19 protein-coding genes are annotated in these 19,671 nt (G+C 58.1%); 9 read left to right on the top strand and 10 right to left on the bottom strand.

Annotated elements, in window-relative coordinates; all coding sequences use genetic code 11:
• Positions 1-211: 211 nt before the first annotated feature.
• Positions 212-790, bottom strand: a complete 579-nt coding sequence (locus V6F78_RS10640; protein WP_332727156.1) for a HutD/Ves family protein — start codon at positions 788-790, stop codon at positions 212-214.
• Positions 787-1,542, bottom strand: a complete 756-nt coding sequence (hutC, locus tag V6F78_RS10635) for a histidine utilization repressor (RefSeq protein ID WP_169836452.1) — start codon at positions 1,540-1,542, stop codon at positions 787-789. Before hutC ends, V6F78_RS10640 begins: the two co-directional genes overlap by 4 nt.
• Before the next feature lie 101 nt (positions 1,543-1,643).
• Here hutC and V6F78_RS10630 point away from each other — a divergent pair, with 101 nt between their 5' ends.
• Both V6F78_RS10630 and V6F78_RS10625 read left to right on the top strand, forming a co-directional pair.
• Positions 1,644-3,008, top strand: coding sequence for a formimidoylglutamate deiminase (locus V6F78_RS10630; protein ID WP_047291224.1), 1,365 nt, complete (start codon positions 1,644-1,646; stop codon positions 3,006-3,008).
• Between the two features lie 120 nt (positions 3,009-3,128).
• On the top strand, positions 3,129-4,259 hold the full coding sequence (locus tag V6F78_RS10625; RefSeq protein WP_047291223.1) for a hypothetical protein: 1,131 nt from the start codon (positions 3,129-3,131) through the stop codon (positions 4,257-4,259).
• A gap of 64 nt (positions 4,260-4,323) precedes the next feature.
• Here the strand turns inward: V6F78_RS10625 and V6F78_RS10620 are convergent, their stop codons facing one another.
• The 3 genes from V6F78_RS10620 to tssD form a co-directional block, all read right to left on the bottom strand.
• Positions 4,324-6,261, bottom strand: coding sequence for a RecQ family ATP-dependent DNA helicase (locus V6F78_RS10620; RefSeq protein WP_169839175.1), 1,938 nt, complete (start codon positions 6,259-6,261; stop codon positions 4,324-4,326).
• A gap of 107 nt (positions 6,262-6,368) precedes the next feature.
• On the bottom strand, positions 6,369-6,743 hold the full coding sequence (locus tag V6F78_RS10615; RefSeq protein WP_094991171.1) for a hypothetical protein: 375 nt from the start codon (positions 6,741-6,743) through the stop codon (positions 6,369-6,371).
• A gap of 11 nt (positions 6,744-6,754) precedes the next feature.
• Positions 6,755-7,159, bottom strand: a complete 405-nt coding sequence (gene tssD, locus V6F78_RS10610; RefSeq protein WP_332727359.1) for a type VI secretion system tube protein TssD — start codon at positions 7,157-7,159, stop codon at positions 6,755-6,757.
• A 389-nt stretch (positions 7,160-7,548) separates the two neighbouring features.
• Between tssD and V6F78_RS10605 the strand changes: the two genes are divergently transcribed.
• Positions 7,549-7,899: a DUF1493 family protein gene (locus V6F78_RS10605; protein ID WP_047291218.1), complete on the top strand. Its 351-nt coding sequence runs from the start codon at positions 7,549-7,551 to the stop codon at positions 7,897-7,899.
• A 65-nt stretch (positions 7,900-7,964) separates the two neighbouring features.
• Here V6F78_RS10605 and V6F78_RS10600 read toward each other — a convergent pair whose 3' ends face one another.
• Positions 7,965-9,506, bottom strand: coding sequence for a phosphoenolpyruvate carboxykinase (locus tag V6F78_RS10600; protein WP_047291216.1), 1,542 nt, complete (start codon positions 9,504-9,506; stop codon positions 7,965-7,967).
• Positions 9,507-9,685: 179 nt separating this feature from the next.
• A complete protein-coding gene (gene hslO, locus V6F78_RS10595) occupies positions 9,686-10,588 on the bottom strand; it encodes an Hsp33 family molecular chaperone HslO (protein ID WP_047291215.1) in 903 nt (300 codons plus the stop codon).
• Positions 10,589-10,689: 101 nt separating this feature from the next.
• Between hslO and V6F78_RS10590 the strand changes: the two genes are divergently transcribed.
• The gene (locus V6F78_RS10590; protein ID WP_047291213.1) at positions 10,690-11,487 is read left to right on the top strand and encodes a phosphatase PAP2 family protein; all 798 of its coding nucleotides are present in this window, start codon (positions 10,690-10,692) and stop codon (positions 11,485-11,487) included.
• 34 nt (positions 11,488-11,521) lie between these two features.
• Here the strand turns inward: V6F78_RS10590 and V6F78_RS10585 are convergent, their stop codons facing one another.
• A complete protein-coding gene (locus V6F78_RS10585; RefSeq protein WP_047291211.1) occupies positions 11,522-11,929 on the bottom strand; it encodes an RNA-binding S4 domain-containing protein in 408 nt (135 codons plus the stop codon).
• 116 nt (positions 11,930-12,045) lie between these two features.
• Between V6F78_RS10585 and rimA the strand changes: the two genes are divergently transcribed.
• From rimA to rimK, 3 genes are read left to right on the top strand one after another with little or no spacing between them, the layout of a single operon-like run.
• Positions 12,046-12,825 carry a S6 modification regulatory phosphodiesterase RimA gene (gene rimA, locus V6F78_RS10580; protein WP_047272931.1) on the top strand — a complete coding sequence of 260 codons (780 nt, stop codon included), beginning with the start codon at positions 12,046-12,048 and terminating at the stop codon, positions 12,823-12,825.
• A 15-nt stretch (positions 12,826-12,840) separates the two neighbouring features.
• The gene (rimB, locus tag V6F78_RS10575) at positions 12,841-13,323 is read left to right on the top strand and encodes a retropepsin-like aspartic endopeptidase RimB (protein ID WP_047291210.1); all 483 of its coding nucleotides are present in this window, start codon (positions 12,841-12,843) and stop codon (positions 13,321-13,323) included.
• Positions 13,320-14,225 (top strand): 30S ribosomal protein S6--L-glutamate ligase, encoded by a 906-nt coding sequence (rimK, locus tag V6F78_RS10570; protein WP_047272929.1) that lies wholly within the window; start codon positions 13,320-13,322, stop codon positions 14,223-14,225. The genes rimB and rimK overlap by 4 nt, the downstream gene beginning before the upstream one ends.
• Positions 14,226-14,298: 73 nt before the next feature.
• Here rimK and V6F78_RS10565 read toward each other — a convergent pair whose 3' ends face one another.
• Both V6F78_RS10565 and ompR read right to left on the bottom strand, forming a co-directional pair.
• Positions 14,299-15,612 carry an ATP-binding protein gene (locus V6F78_RS10565; protein ID WP_047272928.1) on the bottom strand — a complete coding sequence of 438 codons (1,314 nt, stop codon included), beginning with the start codon at positions 15,610-15,612 and terminating at the stop codon, positions 14,299-14,301.
• A 111-nt stretch (positions 15,613-15,723) separates the two neighbouring features.
• Entirely contained in the window at positions 15,724-16,464 is a 741-nt protein-coding gene (ompR, locus tag V6F78_RS10560) for an osmolarity response regulator transcription factor OmpR (protein WP_203305778.1), read from the bottom strand.
• Positions 16,465-16,823: 359 nt separating this feature from the next.
• Between ompR and V6F78_RS10555 the strand changes: the two genes are divergently transcribed.
• Positions 16,824-19,145: a Tex family protein gene (locus tag V6F78_RS10555; RefSeq protein WP_048376997.1), complete on the top strand. Its 2,322-nt coding sequence runs from the start codon at positions 16,824-16,826 to the stop codon at positions 19,143-19,145.
• Complete coding sequence (locus V6F78_RS10550) at positions 19,145-19,528, top strand: PaaI family thioesterase (RefSeq protein WP_047281748.1); 384 nt, start codon at positions 19,145-19,147, stop codon at positions 19,526-19,528. Before V6F78_RS10555 ends, V6F78_RS10550 begins: the two co-directional genes overlap by 1 nt.
• Positions 19,529-19,671 lie beyond the last annotated feature (143 nt).

The following is a 19,671-nucleotide window of genomic DNA, read 5'->3' as shown; positions in this document are numbered from 1 at the left end:
GTAAGCGGCCAATCTTTGAATTTTCAACCTGAAAATGACGAGAGCCCCGCAAACATGGGCTTTGAACAACGTGAAAGGTGTCTTACAAAAAAAGAGAGAACGCAGGGAGGTGTTACGAGGGGGCGTTTTTGCGCTGTTTTGAGGCATTCGGTAACAAATCGGCCTCAGGGTCAGTGCGTAGCAGCGGCCGAGGGCTGCTACGCGATGTGGGTCAGACAGCACGTAACTCAATCACGCAGCAGCGGCCTGTTACGGTGATTTCCAGCAAACGGTCGGCATTGCTCAGTTGCAGGCAATCGTAACGACCCAAATGTTCATGGTGCGTTTGACCGACCCCCACATGCACTTGCTCGCTGGCACTGAACACCAGCACGGTAGTGGCCGAGCTGAAAAAGCGTTGTGGCGTGGTAGCCGCCAGCCATTGCAGCCGGGCGCGGTAACGATCCGGGGCATAAATCAGGTTGAAATCGCGGATCGGTCCATCCAACAGCGTGCAACTCACTGCGCTTTCACCCCTGAAGGCAAACGCATCGAACGGTAACAAGGCACGCGTGTGCGCACCGTCCACCTGCAAATTCATGCCCGCGCCTTGCAGCACGCTGATGATGCGCTGGTAGCCCTCAAACTGCGAAAAACCGCCCGACTCGCCAATGTCAGCAATCGACAGGCGCCAGCCAAAGCCTTCAAGCCCCTCGCCTGCATCACGGGTGATTTCTTCGGTGCTGCCGCCGCCGTTTTTCCACGGCATGCGCGGGTAATCAGCGGCGCGTAAAACGGTCAATGGGTTCATTTACTGAAACGTCCTTCAAGGCGATGACGGGAACCGGGATGAATCAGGCGAGCCGCCGTCACCGGCTGACGGCCCGACCAGGTACGACGACGAACCAGCAGGCAGGGCTCGCCGGGTTCGATTTGCAGCAGCTTGCACTCTTTCGGATCAGCCAGAATCGCTTCGACGACGTGTTCGCCCTCGGTCAGGGGGGCGACTTGAGACAGATAGGCGTAGGGCGTTTGCAGCGTGAAGTCCTGCTTGAGGTAATCCGGTGCCACCAGGGCATTCACAAAACGGTCCTCAATTTGCACGGGAATTCCATTCTCGTAATGCACGATCAACGAATGAAACACCTTTTGCCCTTCGCGCATGTCCAGCACCGCCGCGCGCTCGGAACCGGCGGCCTCTTCACCCAGGCTGATGACCTTGCAACTATGTGCATGGCCACGGGCGGCAATCTCGTCGGCAATGTTGTGGACTTCAAACAGTGCGGACTGGGTTTTGGGTTCGGCCACAAAGGTGCCGACCCCTTGCATGCGCACAAGCAGGCCGTCGGCGGTCATTTCACGCAGGGCGCGGTTAATGGTCATACGGCTGAAGCCCAATTGGCTGACCAGCTCACTTTCGGAGGGAACGCGATAATGCGGCGGCCAGTTACCACTCTTGATTTGCTGAGTGATCATCTGTTTGACGCGGGCGTACAGGGGCGCCGGACTTTCGCCCATTTGGGCAGCCAGCGGGTTCACGGCAGGCGGAGTCGGCACGGGCATTCCTTGTTTATGAGTAAAGACGCGTAGCTTGCCGGAGTTTACCGAGCAGGCAAACGTCTGTATATGTATATACAAATAACAAACGATAGGGTACGAAACCGATGTCCGTTTTCTTTGCCGAACGTGCGCTGTTACCCACAGGCTGGGCGACCAATGTCCGAATAGAGGTCGGCGACGATGGCCGGCTCACGTCCATCCAGCCCGATGCCCACGCACAAGGTGCCGAACGCGTGAATGGCCCGTTGTTGCCGGGCATGCCCAACCTGCATTCCCACGCGTTTCAGCGCGCCATGGCCGGTTTGGCGGAAGTGGCTGGCAACCCCAATGACAGTTTCTGGACATGGCGCGATTTGATGTATCGCCTTGTGGGAAAAATCACCCCGGAACAACTGGGGATCATCGCCCGACAGTTGTACATCGAGATGCTCAAGGCCGGTTACACCTCAGTGGCTGAATTTCACTACGTTCACCACGATCTATCCGGCAAGCCCTACGCAAATCCGGCTGAATTGGCATTAAGAATCAGCGAAGCCGCACGCTCTACGGGCATAGGTCTGACCCTTCTGCCGGTGCTTTACACACACGCCGGATTCGGTGGACAAGCCCCGAATGACGGCCAGCGGCGCTTCATCAACAGCACCGAGCATTACCTGAAAATGCAGCAACAGTTAGCGCCGCTGTTGGCCAGACAACCGGCCCAAGCCCTGGGCGTGTGCTTTCACTCATTGCGCGCCGTCACCCCGGAACAAATCCATGACGTCATGGGGGCCAGCGACACCACGTGCCCGGTACACATTCACATCGCAGAACAGCGCAAGGAAGTGGATGACTGCCTGAGCTGGAGTGGCAAGCGCCCGATTGAGTGGTTGTATGACAACGTTGAAGTCGACGCGCGCTGGTGCCTGGTGCATGCCACCCATGCCAATGCCGACGAAGTGGCACGCATGGCCACTAGCCAGGCCGTGGCAGGGCTGTGCCTGACCACCGAAGCCAATCTGGGCGATGGTATTTTCCCGGCAGTGGAGTATCTGGCACAGGGCGGGCGCTTGGGGATTGGTTCCGACAGTCATGTGTCCCTGAGTGTGGTGGAAGAACTGCGCTGGCTGGAATACGGCCAGCGCTTGCGCGATCAGCGACGCAACCGGTTACACCGCCCCGATCAGCCCATGGTCGGGCGCACGCTGTTTGACGCCGCACTGGCTGGCGGCGCGCAAGCCATGGGGCAGCCTGTTGCCGGGCTGGCGGTGGGCCAGCGCGCCGATTGGATCGTGCTGGACGGCAACGACCCGTATCTGGCCACGGCGCACGAAGATGCCATTCTCAACCGCTGGCTGTTTGCGGGCGGTGATCGTCAGGTGCGTGATGTGCTGGTCAATGGCAAGTGGGTGGTGCGCGAAGGTCGCCATGCTGACGAAATCGAAAGCAGCCACGCCTTCACCCGCGTGCTTAAAGCGCTCGTGGGGTAAGCCGCAACACTGACTTCAAACGGCTAAGGAAAGCATTCCCATAGCGGCCAAATCTCCTTCTGATGCAGGAACTGTCCGATAGTTACCTTGCGTTCTCTCCAATGAACGCAAGGATTTATCGTGACTACAGTAACTGTTTACTTCTGCGGCACCGGCTCCACCAAGTTCGACGCCACCCACGAGAACTATTGGAATGGCGAGCTGATTTCGACGCTGGCGGCCCACAGCACAGGCCGTGAGTTTGCTGAATGGATCGTCGTGGATGGGCCCGGCAGCGGCAACTTGCAGGCCGATGAAATGTTCGTGCAGAACAAGGAATACGGCATGACCGGCAGCCTGTTCGGCAAAGGCTGGGAAGAGAACGTGAAGCACGCGCTGAGCATTCTCAAAGGCAAGTGCGAATGGCAACGCGAGAAGCTCACCGAAGCGGAATATAACCGCCTCAAAGCGGCCGGAATTCCGATCGAAGACGTGACCGTGACCGGTTCGTGGATGTGGCGCAAATACGATTACGGCAACCGCAGCGTGACCCAGCAACAACTGCAAGAACAACTGATCAAAACCTTCCGCAAGGACGGCGTGATCCCGACCCGGGTCAACCTGGTGGGCTGGAGTCGCGGCGCCGTCAGCTGCCACATGCTGGCCAACGCCATGCTCAACGACAGTGAGCTGAAACATATTCCGGTCAATATTTTCGCCGTGGACCCGGTGCCGGGCCCGCTGAACTTCCAAAGCGCGCGGGTTGAGCTGGGTAAAAACGTTGAGGAATACGTGGGCTTCTTCGCTCGTGATGAACGCTCTAAAGGGTTTTCTTGCGTCGTTCCGGAAACCGCCTCCAACACGCGTGTCCACATTTACCCAATGGCCGGGCGCCATGCCACGCTAGTGGGCAACGCGGCGCCTGATGGTGACAAAGGCGACAAGGTGCTGGTCGCACCAGGGATGGTGGTGCGCCATTTCGCAGAAACCTGCCTGACCCGCTGGGGCGTGGCGCTGGATAAACGCTTGAACCTGTCCGCTGCGGATCTGGAAGCACGGCACAAGACCCTCGTCAGTGACGAAGCGAAATACGCGGCCATGCATAAGTACTCCTACACCAAGATCACCGAGTCGGAGAAGAACGAGCGTTACGCGTCACTGGGCAGCAAAGGTGTCGCGTTCAGCGCCATTAAAGGGGCGCCCTACCAGCCAGCCGCAGGGTTATCGCAAAGCCTTGCGTATAGCCCGAGCACCTACAAAGACATCCTGTGATGTGACGCGTTAAAGCCAACCCTCAGGCAGGGGGGGTTGGCTTTTTTGTGTGCCGGAGTTCGGCTCAGGCGCCTTGCACATGCAGCGCGGCCCACTCACGAACCTGCGCGTAGGGATAAAGCTCAAGGGCGGCAAACCCCGGAATGGCGCGGGCTTTGATTTTGGTAAAGATCGGCACGCTGATGCCGCACAAGAAGCGGGTCAGGCGTTCCGGCGGGGGATAACTGCCTGTGTATTCCTGATGCCTGTGGATAAACGGGCCGCACAGGCCTTCAAAGTTTTTATCCACAAGCGGCGCAAGCGCAGGCGGCTCGGGCAATTGCGCCACCTGTCCGGCGCACACCGAACAATGCCCGCAGCGTTGCGGTGCGTTGTCGTCGCCAAAATACTGCGCCAGGCGATGGCTCAAGCACGTGTCACTGGCAAACAGCGCCAACATGGCGTGAATCCGCACGATTTCGGCATTTTCATGGGCGCTGAAGTAGCGATGCAGCTCCAGGCTTAACGCATCGACGTCCACCTCGTTCACCCGCACGCTGTAGACCTCGGTCATCTGCTTGCTTTCCAGCTCGATCCAGCCTTTCTCCTGAAAATAGTCGAGCGCCTTGACCACGCGATTACGCTCGGCCTGATGCTGTTCATACAGCGCATCGAAATTCACCGTCCACCAGGTTCGGGCGCGGCTGGACGTCTGGATGATGCCCGCGACAAAGTCCCGGCGTTCGCCTTCGAACCTGGCCAATAACGCGTCGGGATCGATCAGGCACTTGAAACGGTACTCGGCGAAGTAGGCATAGCGCGGCGCAATCAGCCCACGCAGCTCCAATTGAACCAGCAGGGTTTTGAGCGGCAACTGACGGATATTGCTCTGATCGGACAAAGGCAACAGCATGAATTCCCACTGACCTTCAGCGATGGCCGCACGCAGGTCTTCCAGCACCGTGCGAATCCCCTGCAACTCGGGCGTGTCGCCATAAACGAAGTTTTCCAGCACGTTGAGGCTGTCTCGGTTGGCCAGCACCAGGCAGTCCGACGCCTGCCCGTCGCGCCCCGCCCGGCCGATCTCCTGGCTGTAATTTTCGATCGACTTGGGCAAATCAAAATGCACCACATTGCGAATGTCGCTTTTGTCGATGCCCATGCCGAAAGCAATGGTGGCGACGATGCAGTTCAACTGCCCGCCCATGAACTCACGCTGGATGCTTTCGCGCTGATCGTGGGGCAAACCGGCGTGATAGGCGCTGGCACTGATCCCGTGCTGATTCAAGTGCTGGGCGATGTGCTCGGCCGTCTTCTGCAAGGTGACGTAGACAATACTCGGTTGGCCCTGACGCTCACCCATCCACTGCACCAACCGCTGACGCTTGGCAGCGCCGGTAACAGGTTCGACCCACAGATTGAGATTGGCGCGATAAAAACCGGTGGTGACGACATCGGATTCAGCAATCGCGAACTTGGTTTGCATGTCCACAATGACCGCGGGCGTGGCGGTGGCCGTGAGCAACAACACTTGTGGGATATTGAACTGACGCTGGTAGTCCGGAAGCTTCAAATAGTCCGGACGGAAGTTATGGCCCCACTCCGAAATACAGTGCGCCTCGTCCACCACCAACAAAGAAATCGGGACTTGCTGCAGAAAATGTCGGAAGCGCTCATTTTTCAGGCGCTCGACCGAAATCATCAAAATTTTCAACTCCCCCGACTTGGCCCGCGCCATCACCGAACTGGCTTCATCGCGGCCTTGTGCCGAGTCAATACTGGCCGCCGGAATGCCGTGGCGCTGGAGAAAGGCCAGTTGATCCTGCATCAGCGCCAGCAGCGGCGAAACCACCAGCGTCAGGTGTGGCAACAGCAAAGCCGGCAACTGATAGCACAGCGACTTCCCGGAACCCGTAGGGAAAATCGCAGCCGCTGAGCGCCCAGCCAACACCGCGCTGATGGCCGCCTCTTGGCCGGGACGAAATTGTGGATAACCGAAAACCTGTTCCAGGGTGTTGTGCATTACTGTCACTCCATTGACCGTTGCAACGGCCGCCAGGCTAACGCCCGCTGCGCAACGGATCGAGAAAAGGTCAGGGGAAATTGAAAGGGAATGATACAGGGTCGAGTTCAACTGTTCGGTGTTGATCGATCAAGGCAGACCTTCAGCCGGGAATACGCCCTGCCCTGCTGTGCTGACGAATTCACCGCTCGCAACCTTTCGCAACTTCTTGCCTCGACCAGCCCCCTCAAGCGCATAAGCCCGGTCACCGTAGAGCCGCTATTGCTGTACCCATCCTTCAACTCTTGAACACCTTCCCAAGCACTGATAACGCCCTCACTTACGTCCCGGATAACAGCATTCACATAATTGGCAATCACTGCGCTGAATTTGATTTGCAAGACACTGTCAGGCAGATACGTACCGCTTGAAGTACAGCCGAAAAACATCAGATCTGTTGCCGATTTAGTCACATCATGAATGTCATATTGTGGGTCGCTCATAGTTGGACTTCCTAGGTACTGTATGAACGGGCACCGGCTTGTACGTGTGTCCACGTCATATCGCGATAACGGACAGCAATAATTTCTTGTGGCTGACCGTCTGCCATATTGATGCTGTGAGGGACATGGGCGTTCATAGAGGCAATCCGAGCGCCGGACAAACGAACCGTAAAATACTTTTCCTGACTGCCTACCGAAGACGTACGGTAAAAATCAATGGAGCATTCGATTTCTTCCCCATCATGCAATGCGCCGGCAATCAATGGCGAAGATTTGTCGATGTTCTTGGTAATGACAACTGGCTTGTGTTGCCCGCGTCCGCCAGTGACGCTCCCATCACTACCTGCCACCCTGTCATGGGAATACGCTAACACCATGATTTCATCAAAGTGACCCACTTGGCATTTGTTACCGATTGAATCTTGGCTGGAGCAGCCGGAAGAGATGAGCCCTTGTTTTTTCCAATGATTGACATGTAACCATGATGAGCCATTTTTACCCTCCCCCGAGTTGGCTAATCACTGTATGGCAGGAAGTAGCAATCGGTTGTAGGAATATCCTTAAGTTCAACCAAAGACACAAAACCGAGGTTTGCATTCCGTTCTGAAGCTTGAGCGGTTAAACGGCAGCCAATGTGAGCACGCGCAAATCGAATGCAGGCCGACGAGGCTGAAGGTAAGCTCGCCCGCAATGACGGTGAGCCGAACACTGCGCTTATGGCGAGCACGGCCATTTTCGATTGCAAGCCGATACAACTGGGTAACGGCGTTGTACTTCATCAACCTTGGGTTTACGGACACACCACATGAAACTCGCCACCGACCTCCCCGACACGCCCGTCTTGCGTGAGCTGATGCAATTGCTACACGAAGAAATCGGTCTGCCGGAGCACAAAACCGTCAGTTTGAAGACGGCGATCAATCTGGACCTGGGCTGCAATGGCCGTGACGCCCAACAGCTGATGGAGGCGCTGGAAGAGCGCTTCGGGTTGACGCTGGATGATTACGACGCCTATCGCTACTTTCAGCCCGCAGGCCATGACCCTCACCTCAAGCGCAGCGCCAAGGGCCGGGAAAGCAAAGTGCCCTTGACGATTGGCATGCTTTACGCAGCCATCGTGGCGCAACACTGGGACACCGACAGCCTTGAAGGCTGATTCGCAGGTATAAAAAAGCCGCCCTCTCAGGCGGCTTTTCGTGAATCAGCGTTCGGTGCGAAGGGTTATGCCTTCGGGCCAGCCGCCTTGATTGCATCGCTCACGTCAAACTTCTTGAAGTTTTCGGTGAACAGGCCAGCCAATGCCTTGGCGGCTTCGTCGTACGCAGCTGGGTCAGCCCAGGTGTTGCGCGGGTTGAGCAGAGCCGTGTCGACGCCCGGTACGGTTTTTGGCACGTCCAGGTTGATGATGTCCAGGTGTTCGGTTTCAGCACCGATCAGCGCGCCGCTCTGGATCGCAGCGATCACGGCACGGGTGGTCGGAATGTTGAAACGCTTGCCCACGCCGTAACCACCGCCGGTCCAGCCGGTGTTGACCAGGTAAACCTTGGAGCCGAAACCGCGGATGCGCTTGATCAGCAGCTCAGCGTATTCACCGGCAGGACGTGGGAAGAATGGCGCGCCGAAGCACGTCGAGAAGGTCGACTTGATGCCGCTGCCCGAACCCATTTCAGTCGAGCCCACCAGTGCGGTGTAGCCAGACAGGAAGTGGTAAGCCGCTTGTTCTTCGCTGAGGATCGACACCGGCGGCAATACGCCAGTCAGGTCGCAGGTCAGGAAGATCACGGCGTTAGGCTCGCCGCCCAGGTTCTTCGGAGCGCGTTTTTCGATCAGTTCACGCGGGTAAGCGGCGCGGCTGTTCTGCGTCAGGCTGTCATCCGAGTAGTCAGGCTTTTTGTTGGCATCCAGTACCACGTTTTCCAGAACGGCGCCGTGCTGGATGGCCTTCCAGATGACCGGCTCATTCTTCTCCGACAGGTCGATGCACTTGGCATAGCAACCGCCTTCGATGTTGAACACCACGCCCACGCCCCAGCCGTGTTCGTCGTCACCGATCAGGTAACGGCTTTCATCAGCCGACAACGTGGTCTTACCGGTGCCGGACAGGCCGAAGAACAGGGTCACGTCGCCGTCTTCACCCATGTTGGCGGCGCAGTGCATCGGCAGGACGTCAACGGCTGGCAACAGGAAGTTTTGAACGGAGAACAGGGCTTTTTTCATTTCGCCGGCGTAACGCATGCCTGCGATCAGGACTTTTTTGGCCGCGAAGTTGATGATTACGCAACCGTCGGAATGGGTGCCATCACGCTCAGGCACGCACTCGAAGTTCGGTGCGTTGATCACTTGCCACTCATCTTTGCCAGCCGGGTTGTACTGTTCAGGGTTGATGAACAGGCAACGGCCAAACAGGTTGTGCCAAGCGGTTTCGGTGGTCATTTTCACGGGCAGGTAGTGCGCCGGGTCAGAACCTACATGAACGTGGGAAACGAAGCGCTCGCGCTCACCGAGGTAGGCCGCAACACGGTCCCACAGTGCGTCGAACTTGTCGGCCGGGAACTTGCGGTTGATCGCGCCCCAGGCAATGGCGTCCTGAGTCGTAGGCTCTTCAACGATAAAGCGGTCAGCTGGCGAACGGCCGGTACGGTGGCCCGTTTTAACAACCAGTGCGCCATTGTCGGCAAGCTCACCTTCACCACGGTTCAGGGCTTCTTTGACCAGATCGTCGATGCTCAGATCGGTGTACACGGCGTTATTAGCTTGCGTCATGAGGTTCCCCGTCGGCCATTGGCCGATTGCGCCAAACGTTTTGTAGTAGAAAATTTTGCACTACTACCGCGAAAAAAGTGGGCCGGATTATGCCAGAAACGCCCAAAAAAAGTAGGGCCCACCTGTCAGAACCGCGTTATACCGGGCTTTGACAGGGGTTTTACCTGCGCTGAAACGTTTTAGTGGTGAGTGCCTGAAGGCGTCTCTACACCTGCGCCCGCGAACAATTGATCGACATCGGCGGCATCGAACAAGTAGCGCTCGTTGCAAAATTGGCAGTCGATTTCAATATGGCCGCCGTGCTCTTTGACCAGCGTAAGCGCATCGTCATGGCCCAGGCTGGACAACGCATTGCCGGAGCGTTCGCGCGAGCAGCTGCATTTGAATTCGATGCCATCCTTATCAAAAAGACGCACTACATCCTCGTGGAACAAGCGATGCAGAATTGTTTCGTTATCCAGCCCCAGCAGTTCTTCGACCTTGAGGGTATCGCCCAACGCATTCAGGCGGTTCCAGCTCTCGGCACGTTCTTCTTCGTCTTTGATCACTTCGGCCGGCAGTTGCTGCAAGAGCATGCCGCGCGCGCGTTTGCCATCCGCCGCGAGCCAGAAACGCGTAGGCACCTGGTGCGACATTACGAAGTAATTGGTGAAACAGGCCGACAGATCATTGCCGTCCAGGTCCACGATGCCCTGGTAGCGCTTACCGACAGTCGGGTCGATGGTCAGGGCCAGGACGCCGTTGGGCATCAGGTCGCTCAGGGTCGCGGCGGGGGTGATCTGGTCCGCGTCAAATCGGGCCAGGCCGCGAATTTCATGTTCGCTGGTGATTTCAATCATCAGCAGCGGAACCGCGCCTTCGGAACGGGCTTGCAGGCTCATCAGGCCGTCGAATTTCAGGGTGCTGACCAGCAACGCCGCGGCGGCCATCAGCTCGCCCAGCAACTGTTGAACCGGCTCAGGGTAAGCGTGCTTGGCCAGTACCTCAGCGTAGCTGTGATCCAGCGACACCAGCTCGCCGCGGGTATCGCTGTTATCGAAAATGAAGCGCTGCGTAAAGTCGGTTTTGCGTAAATCGGACATAGGAATAGGGTTCTAAATTGGTGACAAAATGTTTATGAGTCTTTATAAAGGCGCGTTTTTAGCACCTATCGAGTGCAAAGACCCAGCCAAGGGGGCATGTCATGAACAATCCCACTCTGTTCCAAACAAGGTGGAACCTCAGAGCCCTAGCGGGGTGTAATTTACTCGCTCTGGGGCTTTTGTGTTTCTGGTTATGGCCATTCGGCCAAATTCTCTGCCTGACTTTCGACGACTGGCTGTTCCATCTGCTCAATCGTCCATTGGCTGATAACCCTATATGGCTCCACATATGGGCAGTTGCAAGCCTTCGACCTTTCGATGTGGTAGTCGGGGTCATCATGCTGGCCTTGCTGATCAAAGGTAACTGGGTATTTGAGGCCACTCAGGTGCGTCGCGCGCTGTTTGGTTTTCTGGCGATCCTGTTGCTGTTGGTGGTGATCCGCGCGCTGTTTTCCAAACTCACGGCCGCGATGGGTTGGCAGCACAATAGCCCGTCGATGGTGTTTGAAGATGCCATTCACCTGAGCGACTTCTTTCCGGGCCTTGAAAAAACCTGGGAACTGAAAGACCGCTCAAGCCAGAGCTTTCCGGGCGATCACGCGTCGGTGCTGCTGATCTGGGGCATGTTCATGAGCGTGTTCAGCCGCACCATTGGCCAGAAGGTGGTGATCTGGGGCCTGACGCTGCTGTTCATGATGCCGCGACTGGTAGCTGGCGCCCATTGGGGCCAGGACGACTACATCGGCGGCTTGTTGCTGGCATTCCTGGCGTTGGGCTGGGGCTATTACACCCCGTTCGCGGCCAAGGTTTCAGGTGCGCTGATGCGCGTGACGGCACCGATTTTTTCGCTGTTGCAGCGTCTGCCGCTGGTGTCACGCATGAGCGTGGTACGCGGTTAAGCAACGCGCGTCATACACCGTTTAAACCTCCGCTCTACTCGGCGCCACTGGCATCCTGAAACTGATGCAGTTGGCGCCGTTGTTTTTTGGTCGGTTTACCGTCCGTCGTGATGCCCATTGCTCCGGATTTGCGCATGGCGGCAGCGTGTTCACGCTTGGCAATACTGTGCTCAGTTTCGGCGTACAACAATTGCGCCTCGGGCGCGCCACGACGCACGACTGACAGCGCTTTGACTTCGACCGTGCGCTCTTCCAGGCCCACGCGTATTTGCAGCTCATCGCCCAGTCGAGGCTCTTTACTCGGTTTGCAACGCTCACCGCGACAATGCACTTTGCCACTTTCAATAGCGGCCTTGGCCAGCGCCCGGGTTTTGAAAAACCGCGCCGCCCACAACCATTTGTCCAAACGGACCTTTTCATCTTCTTCTTGCTTCTGAGCCATTGGAATTCCTCTTCTTTGACAGAGTCAGAACTGTACTACCGTTTCTAATGAATAGATGAATCTGGCATCCGGCTAGAATGCCGTTCCTCTCAGCGCCTTTGGCGAGGTTATGTCCCATGACGTTTTTTCCCGATTCCCTGACGGGCGCCAAAAGCCGTTGCGACGCTTGTCGACAAGCCACGCCGCTGGGGTTCGATTTCCAATTTGCGTACCAACCGATCGTGGACTTGCGCGATCAATCGGTGTTTGCCCACGAAGCACTGGTCAGAGGGCCTGCCGGTGAAGGCGCACTGGATGTTTTACGGCAGGTAAATGACACCAATCGTTACCGCTTCGACCAGGAGTGTCGCACGCGTGCAATCAAGGGCGCGGCCGCGCTGGGCATGCAGCAACACCTGTCCATCAACTTCATGCCCAACGCGGTGTATCGGCCGGAACTGTGCATTCGCAGCACCCTGGAAGCCGCCAAAGCCCACGATTTCCCGCTCGACAAGCTGATTTTCGAAACGCTGGAAAGCGAACACATAGATAACTATCGCCATTTGACCCATATTCTGCGTGAATACCGCGAATTCGGTTTCAAGACAGCCATCGATGACTTCGGAGCAGGTTATTCGGGGCTCAATTTATTGGCGGATTTTCAACCTGACCTGATCAAGCTCGACATGGCACTCATCCGCGATGTCGATCAGGATCGTGCGCGTCAGGCTATCGTGCGCGGCGTTGTCATGATGTGTTCTGAATTGAACGTTACAGTCATAGCCGAAGGCATCGAAAGCGCTGGCGAACGGGATTTCCTGGCCGATTGTGGAATATTTCTGATGCAGGGTTACTGGTTCGCCAGACCGGCATTTCAAGCGTTGGCCGAGGTTCGACCTGCGGCCTGGATACGTTAATCGCGGTTACTCATATTGAAGACATTTGATCATCTGACCGTTGTCGGTCTGCGCGAGTGGGTGGCGCTCCCCGATTTGGGCGTCGCAGGCTTGCGCGCCAAAATCGACACCGGCGCCAGTACGTCCAGCTTGCACGCCACTGAAATCGAGCCTTTTGTGCGCGATGGTGCCGAGTGGGTGCGTTTCAACGCTCATTTGGGCACCCTGGTGCAACTGCGTCATCGCCGTTGCGAAGCCCCCCTGGTGGCGATAAAAACCATTAAAAGTTCTAACGGTCATGCGCAGGTTCGCTATGTGATCCGCACCCGCCTCGCACTGGGTGATCGGGTCTGGTCGGTGGAGTTCACCCTCGCCTGCCGCCAGTCCATGCGTTACCGTTTACTGCTCGGTTCAAAAGCCCTGATCGATGGCCAACTGGTGGTCAATCCGGGGCTCAAATACGTTCAAGACAAGCCGGTTTTCCCGGTCTCTACCCTTTCTGCCACAGGTGCTGCATGAAGATCGCTGTGCTGTCGCGTAACCCGCGTCTGTATTCCACTCGTCGCCTGGTCGAAGCCGGGACGGAACGAGGCCACGAAATGGTAGTGATCGATACCCTGCGTGCCTATATGAACATCGCCAGCCACAAGCCGCAGATCCACTACCGGGGCAAGCCGCTGGAAGGCTTCGATGCCGTGATTCCGCGCATTGGTGCCTCGGTCACGTTTTACGGCTGTGCGGTGTTGCGCCAGTTCGAAATGATGGGGGTTTTCCCGCTGAACGAATCGGTGGCCATCGCACGTTCGCGGGACAAACTGCGCTCCCTGCAATTGCTGTCGCGGCGTGGGCTGGGGTTGCCGGTGACGGGCTTTGCGCACTCGCCGGATGACATCCCCGACCTGATCGAAATGGTCAATGGCGCACCGTTGGTGATCAAGGTGCTGGAAGGCACTCAGGGCATCGGCGTTGTGCTGTGCGAAACCGCGACGGCGGCAGAATCCGTGATCGAAGCCTTCATGGGCCTCAAGCAAAACATCATGGTGCAGGAATACATCAAGGAAGCCGGCGGCGCCGATATTCGCTGCTTCGTGGTGGGTGACAAGGTGATTGCGGCGATGAAACGCCAGGCCAAGCCGGGTGAGTTCCGTTCCAACCTGCACCGTGGCGGCAGCGCCAGCCTGATCAAGATCACCCCGGAAGAACGCATGACCGCCATTCGGGCCGCCAAGGTGATGGGGTTGAGCGTGGCAGGCGTGGACATCCTGCGCTCCAATCACGGCCCGTTGGTGCTGGAGGTCAACTCCTCACCGGGTCTGGAAGGGATCGAAACCACCACGGGTAAAAACGTGGCCGGAATCATCATTGAACATCTGGAGAAAAACAGCGGGCCGAACCTGACAAGAACCAAAGGCAAAGGCTGACGCCCGCCGCCACGACCAAAAAAAACGCGAGGCTGCCTCCATCGGCAACCTCGCGTGTGGTTAGCTCAGGTCATTACACCGCGCCACGGGGCAACATCAGCCCCAATGGCAACCTGACCCGCGCTTCAAGCCCACCGCCGGAACGGTTGCGTAACTCGACATTGCCGCCATGCATCGACGCGATGCGCTTGACGATGGCCAACCCGAGCCCGGTCCCCTTTCCGCCGCGGGCACGATCGCCGCGAATGAACGGGTTGAAGATGTCTTCAAGCTCGGAAGGGTCGATGCCTGCACCACGGTCCATCACGCTGAGCACCACATACGGCGCGCTCACATCGCCTGACACATAGGCGGCCACTTCCACATCCTCACCCGCATGATGCAACGCGTTGCCGATCAGGTTGTTGAGCAAGCGCTTCATCGATACCCGGCGCAGCGGAAACGGCTGAATCGGTTGCAGGCGCAAACGCACCCGCTCTTCGTTCTGGTTGTAAGGTGCCACGACCTCACGCACCAGCTCGCACAAGTCCACCTCTTCGACCAACTCGTCGCGGCCATCGCGAATAAAGGCCAGGAACTGATCGAGGATCGCGTCCATGTCTTCGATATCGCGCACCATGTCGTCCGTCAGGTCGTTGTGGTTGCCCATCAATTCCAGCGACAAACGCAGACGCGTCAACGGCGTACGCAAATCGTGGGAAACCCCCGCCAGCATCAACTCTCGCTCGCGACCCGCTTGCTCCACGTCTTCGGCCATTTGGTTGAACGCGCTGTAAACCTCCGTCATCTCACTCGGCGTATCACTGATCGGCAACCGCACGCTGCGGCCCTGACCCAGTTGACGCGCGGCATACACCAGGCGCTTGAGCGGCTGGTTAAGTTGACTGACGAAAATCCACGCCGACGCCGTTGAGAGCAAGCCAATGGCCAAGAACCAGCCCAGCACGCTCCATATTTTTTGCCCGCGCAGCGGGTGCGGGTACAGCGGCACTTTCAGCCAGCCATCCCCCAGACTCGGCGCCCGAACCCACAAGGCGGGTGGCGAATGCACGCGCAAGCGAACCTCGGTATCAGCGCCCAGCTCGGCCTGCATCTGACGTTGGTAAGCACCGCTGTAAGGCCAATGTTGCTCACCCTCGGGCACGCCGCCACCCACCACCCGGATCAACCCGGCGGCATCGGCAATTTTTTCGCGGTTTTCCTCATCGGCCGCCCAGTAGGCACGCAGCGTAAGCGCAACGCCGTGGCTATACTGACGATCAACCAGGACATCTTCATTCATCAGCAAGTACACCAACGTCAGTGCCTTGGAGAACAGAACGACGATCAATACCAGCCAGAGGGTGCGCGAGAAGAAACTTTGGGGGAACCAGAGAGGGGTTTTCATAGATTGATGCTTTTGCAGTTTGCAGGAGCGCGTAGGGATACCCGCAGAAATGAAATTGCGGGCCACTCAGGTGTTGAACACCCTGCGTGGCCCGCTCCTACAAATGATCCATCACTTGGTGGCGTTGCCGTCCGGCACAAATACATAACCCACGCCCCAGACTGTCTGGATGTAACGCGGTTTGGACGGATCCGGCTCAATCATGCGGCGCAGGCGGGAGATCTGAACGTCGATCGAACGCTCCAGCGCATCCCATTCACGGCCACGGGCCAGATTCATCAGCTTGTCACGCGTCAACGGCTCGCGGGCATGCATGACCAGCGCTTTAAGCACCGCAAACTCACCAGTAGTCAGCATGTGAACTTCATCACCGCGTTTGAGTTCGCGGGTGGCCAGTGACAACTCGTAATCACCGAACGTGACGCTTTCGTCTTCGCTGCCCGGCGCACCCGGTACGGGCGCGGACTGGCGGCGCAACACGGCTTTGACTCGCGCCATCAGCTCATCGGGGTTGAAGGGTTTGGCCAGATAGTCGTCGGCCCCCAGTTCAAGGCCCTTGATCCGGCTCAGCTCATCGCCTTTGGCAGTGAGCATGATGATCGGCACGCCATTGTTCGCAGCGCGCAAACGGCGGCAGGCGGACAGACCGTCTTCGCCCGGCAGCATCAAGTCCAATACCACAAGGTTAAACACCTCGCGGGCCAGCAAGCGGTCCATTTGCTCGACGTTGGGGACCGCGCGCGCGCGATAGCCCTTGCTGGTGAAAAAACGTTCCAACAGGCTGCTCAGGCCCGGGTCGTCGTCCACGATAAGAATTTTTTCGCCTTCAGCAGTGTGTGCAGTGCTGCTCATTAGATGCTCCTGTGATCTCGGCGCGCATTATGGCGTAGCTGCTGTTATACGCATCGTGTGCATTGTTAGCAGATTTTTCCTTCACAGCCAGTACACAGATCATGGCGCGCGCTGCACGCAGTGCCCTGAAGACAGGAACGCTGGTTATAATGCGCCGCCTTTTGTGTCAGGCAACCTCGGATTTTCAATACGTGCGGCGCGATTATTTTTTTCAGCACGTGCCGTATTTTGCAGACTTCACGGGTCAACAGGCTGCCCTTTTGGCCCCGGTAGCGGTTTTTTTTCAAGCCGCTCAACCCGCCTCGCAAGCCTTCAAGCTCGGGCCTGCGAGCCTGCATCACAATTTGTCAGGTGGTTTTATGGACAGCATCAACAGCCGCATCGCCGAAGAACTTGGCGTGCGCCCGCAGCAGGTCGAAGCGGCCGTCGCACTTCTGGATGAAGGCTCCACCGTACCCTTCATCTCCCGTTACCGTAAGGAAGTGACCGGCAGCCTGGATGACACCCAACTTCGTCATCTGGAAGAACGCCTGCGCTACCTGCGAGAACTCGACGAACGGCGCATCAGCATCCTCGCCAGCATCGAAGAGCAAGGCAAGTTGACGCCAGAACTGGCGCGCGACATCAAACTGGCCGACACCAAAACCCGCCTTGAAGACTTGTACCTGCCCTACAAGCAAAAGCGCCGCACCAAGGGCCAGATCGCCCTTGAAGCCGGCCTCGGCGAACTGGCTGACGGCCTGTTCAATGATCCGAACCTGAACCCCGAAACTGAAGCCGCCCGTTTCGTCGACGCCGAAAAAGGCGTGGCCGACGTCAAGGCAGCCCTCGACGGCGCCAAATACATCCTCATGGAGCGTTTCGCCGAAGACGCCACCCTGCTGGACAAACTGCGCAGTTTTCTCAAGCAGGAAGCCACCCTCAGCGCTCGCGTCATCGCCGGCAAAGAAGAGGAAGGCGCCAAATTCCGCGATTACTTCGAACACGACGAGCCGCTCAAAAGCATGCCGTCGCACCGGGCGCTGGCGATTTTCCGCGGGCGCAATGAAGGCATTCTCAGCTCGTCGCTCAAAGTGGGCGAAGAATTGCCCGGCACGATGCACCCCGGCGAACTGATGATTGCCGAGCGTTTCGGCCTGCAAAACCAGAACCGTGCGGCCGACAAATGGCTGGGCGAAGTGGTGCGCTGGACGTGGAAGGTCAAGCTGTACACCCACCTTGAAACCGATCTGCTGGGTGAGCTGCGCGACGCCGCAGAAACCGAAGCCATCAACGTGTTTGCGCACAACCTGCATGACTTGCTGCTGGCCGCGCCAGCGGGCCCGCGCGCGACACTCGGCCTGGACCCGGGCCTGCGCACCGGTTGCAAAATTGCCGTGGTCGATGCCACCGGCAAACTGCTCGAACACGCCACCGTGTACCCGCACGTACCGCACAACAAGTGGGACCAAACCATCTCGATCATGGCGGCCCTGTGCGCCAAACATTCGGTCGAATTGATCGCTATCGGCAACGGCACGGCGAGCCGCGAGAGCGACAAGCTGGTCATCGACCTGATCAAAAAATACCCGGCACTGAAAGTCACCAAAGTCATGGTGTCCGAAGCCGGGGCCTCGGTGTACTCGGCGTCGGAACTGGCTGCCAAGGAATTCCCCGACCTGGACGTGTCGATCCGTGGCGCGGTCTCGATTGCCCGCCGCCTGCAAGACCCGCTCGCCGAACTGGTCAAAATCGACCCCAAATCCATCGGTGTCGGCCAATACCAGCACGACGTGTCGCAGCTCAAGCTGGCACGGGGCCTGGACGCGGTGGTGGAAGACTGCGTAAACGCCGTGGGGGTGGACGTAAACACCGCCTCGGTGGCGCTGCTGGCCCGGATCTCCGGCCTCAACGCCACACTGGCGCAAAACATCGTGAACCATCGCGATGAAAACGGTGCGTTCAAAACCCGCGCCGCGCTGAAAAAAGTCAGCCGTCTGGGTGAAAAAACCTTCGAACAGGCCGCCGGTTTCTTGCGCGTCATGAACGGCGACAACCCGCTGGACGGCTCGGCGGTTCACCCCGAAGCCTACCCGCTGGTCAAGCGCATCGCCTCCGACACCGAGCGCGACATCCGCTCGCTGATTGGCGATGCCAGTTTCCTCAAGCGTCTGGACCCTAAGCAGTTCACCGATGAAACGTTCGGCCTGCCCACCGTCACCGACATCCTGCAAGAGCTGGAAAAACCCGGCCGCGATCCGCGTCCGGAGTTCAAGACCGCCGAGTTCCAGGAAGGCGTCGAAGACCTCAAAGACTTGCAGCTGGGGATGATTCTGGAAGGCGTCGTCACCAACGTGACCAACTTTGGTGCATTCGTCGATATCGGTGTCCATCAGGACGGTCTGGTGCACATTTCGGCGCTGTCCGAGAAATTCATCAAAGACCCGCGTGAAGCCGTCAAAGCCGGTGACGTGGTCAAGGTCAAGGTGATGGAAGTCGACATCCCCCGCAAACGTGTGGGCCTGTCGATGCGCATGAGCGACACCCCCGGCGAGAAAATCGACGGGGCCCGCGGCGCACGTCCCGGCGCTTCGGGGCGCCAGCAAAATACCGCGCCGCGCAAAGAAACCGTGGCCGCGGCCCCTGCCAACAACGCCATGGCCTCGCTGTTCGCCAATGCCAAGCAGTTGAAGAAGCGCTGATGGAAATCCCCGCCGGGCTGACCCAAAGCGCGTTCAGTGAGCTGATCGGCTGTCGCGTGGTGCAACTGGATGAAGGCGCGGCCCATGTCGCCCTGAGCCTGGAGCCGCACCTGCGCAACCGTGGCGGCAAACTGCATGGCGGGGTGTTGTTCAGCCTGGTCGACATCAGCATGGGGCTGGCCTGTTCCAGCACCCATGGCTTCGATCAGCAAAGCGTCACGCTGGAATGCAAGATCAACTACATCCGGGCAGTGTCCGAAGGCGATGTGCTGTGCATCGCCAGGGTCATCCACCCCGGTCGCCGCACGCTGGTCGTCGAAGCTGACGTCTGGCAGGGCGACAAGCTGGTCGCAAAAGCGCAAGGCACCTTCGCTGTCCTGTAGCGGTTACCCGTCGATTTAGGTTAATTTCGGCACTGCATACGCGGTGCCGAAATGCGCCCGGAGCGCCCGGGGCCGATACAGGGACGGGGCTGAGCACTCCTTTTAAAAGTCAGGCGACCACGCCGGCTTCAACTTCACCCTTG

The sequence above is a fragment of the Pseudomonas sp. ESBL9 genome, assembly GCF_036668715.1.
GTDB classification, from domain to species: Bacteria; Pseudomonadota; Gammaproteobacteria; order Pseudomonadales; family Pseudomonadaceae; genus Aquipseudomonas; species Aquipseudomonas lundensis.
Note: the sequence above shows the minus strand (reverse complement) of the source record. Positions and strands in the feature narration are given on the sequence as shown.

What these genes read in the sequence shown, in the direction of transcription:
- V6F78_RS10600 (WP_047291216.1), bottom strand. Translation starts at nt 9,506, where the DNA reads ATGACGCAAGCTAATAACGCCGTGTACACCGATCTGAGCATCGACGAT.
- V6F78_RS10585 (WP_047291211.1), bottom strand. Translation starts at nt 11,929, where the DNA reads ATGGCTCAGAAGCAAGAAGAAGATGAAAAGGTCCGTTTGGACAAATGG.
- V6F78_RS10605 (WP_047291218.1), top strand. Translation starts at nt 7,549, where the DNA reads ATGAAACTCGCCACCGACCTCCCCGACACGCCCGTCTTGCGTGAGCTG.
- hutC (WP_169836452.1), bottom strand. Translation starts at nt 1,542, where the DNA reads ATGCCCGTGCCGACTCCGCCTGCCGTGAACCCGCTGGCTGCCCAAATG.
- rimK (WP_047272929.1), top strand. Translation starts at nt 13,320, where the DNA reads ATGAAGATCGCTGTGCTGTCGCGTAACCCGCGTCTGTATTCCACTCGT.
- V6F78_RS10615 (WP_094991171.1), bottom strand. Translation starts at nt 6,743, where the DNA reads ATGAGCGACCCACAATATGACATTCATGATGTGACTAAATCGGCAACA.
- V6F78_RS10550 (WP_047281748.1), top strand. Translation starts at nt 19,145, where the DNA reads ATGGAAATCCCCGCCGGGCTGACCCAAAGCGCGTTCAGTGAGCTGATC.
- ompR (WP_203305778.1), bottom strand. Translation starts at nt 16,464, where the DNA reads ATGAGCAGCACTGCACACACTGCTGAAGGCGAAAAAATTCTTATCGTG.
- V6F78_RS10590 (WP_047291213.1), top strand. Translation starts at nt 10,690, where the DNA reads ATGAACAATCCCACTCTGTTCCAAACAAGGTGGAACCTCAGAGCCCTA.
- V6F78_RS10620 (WP_169839175.1), bottom strand. Translation starts at nt 6,261, where the DNA reads ATGCACAACACCCTGGAACAGGTTTTCGGTTATCCACAATTTCGTCCC.
- V6F78_RS10565 (WP_047272928.1), bottom strand. Translation starts at nt 15,612, where the DNA reads ATGAAAACCCCTCTCTGGTTCCCCCAAAGTTTCTTCTCGCGCACCCTC.
- hslO (WP_047291215.1), bottom strand. Translation starts at nt 10,588, where the DNA reads ATGTCCGATTTACGCAAAACCGACTTTACGCAGCGCTTCATTTTCGAT.
- V6F78_RS10630 (WP_047291224.1), top strand. Translation starts at nt 1,644, where the DNA reads ATGTCCGTTTTCTTTGCCGAACGTGCGCTGTTACCCACAGGCTGGGCG.
- V6F78_RS10555 (WP_048376997.1), top strand. Translation starts at nt 16,824, where the DNA reads ATGGACAGCATCAACAGCCGCATCGCCGAAGAACTTGGCGTGCGCCCG.
- V6F78_RS10640 (WP_332727156.1), bottom strand. Translation starts at nt 790, where the DNA reads ATGAACCCATTGACCGTTTTACGCGCCGCTGATTACCCGCGCATGCCG.
- rimA (WP_047272931.1), top strand. Translation starts at nt 12,046, where the DNA reads ATGACGTTTTTTCCCGATTCCCTGACGGGCGCCAAAAGCCGTTGCGAC.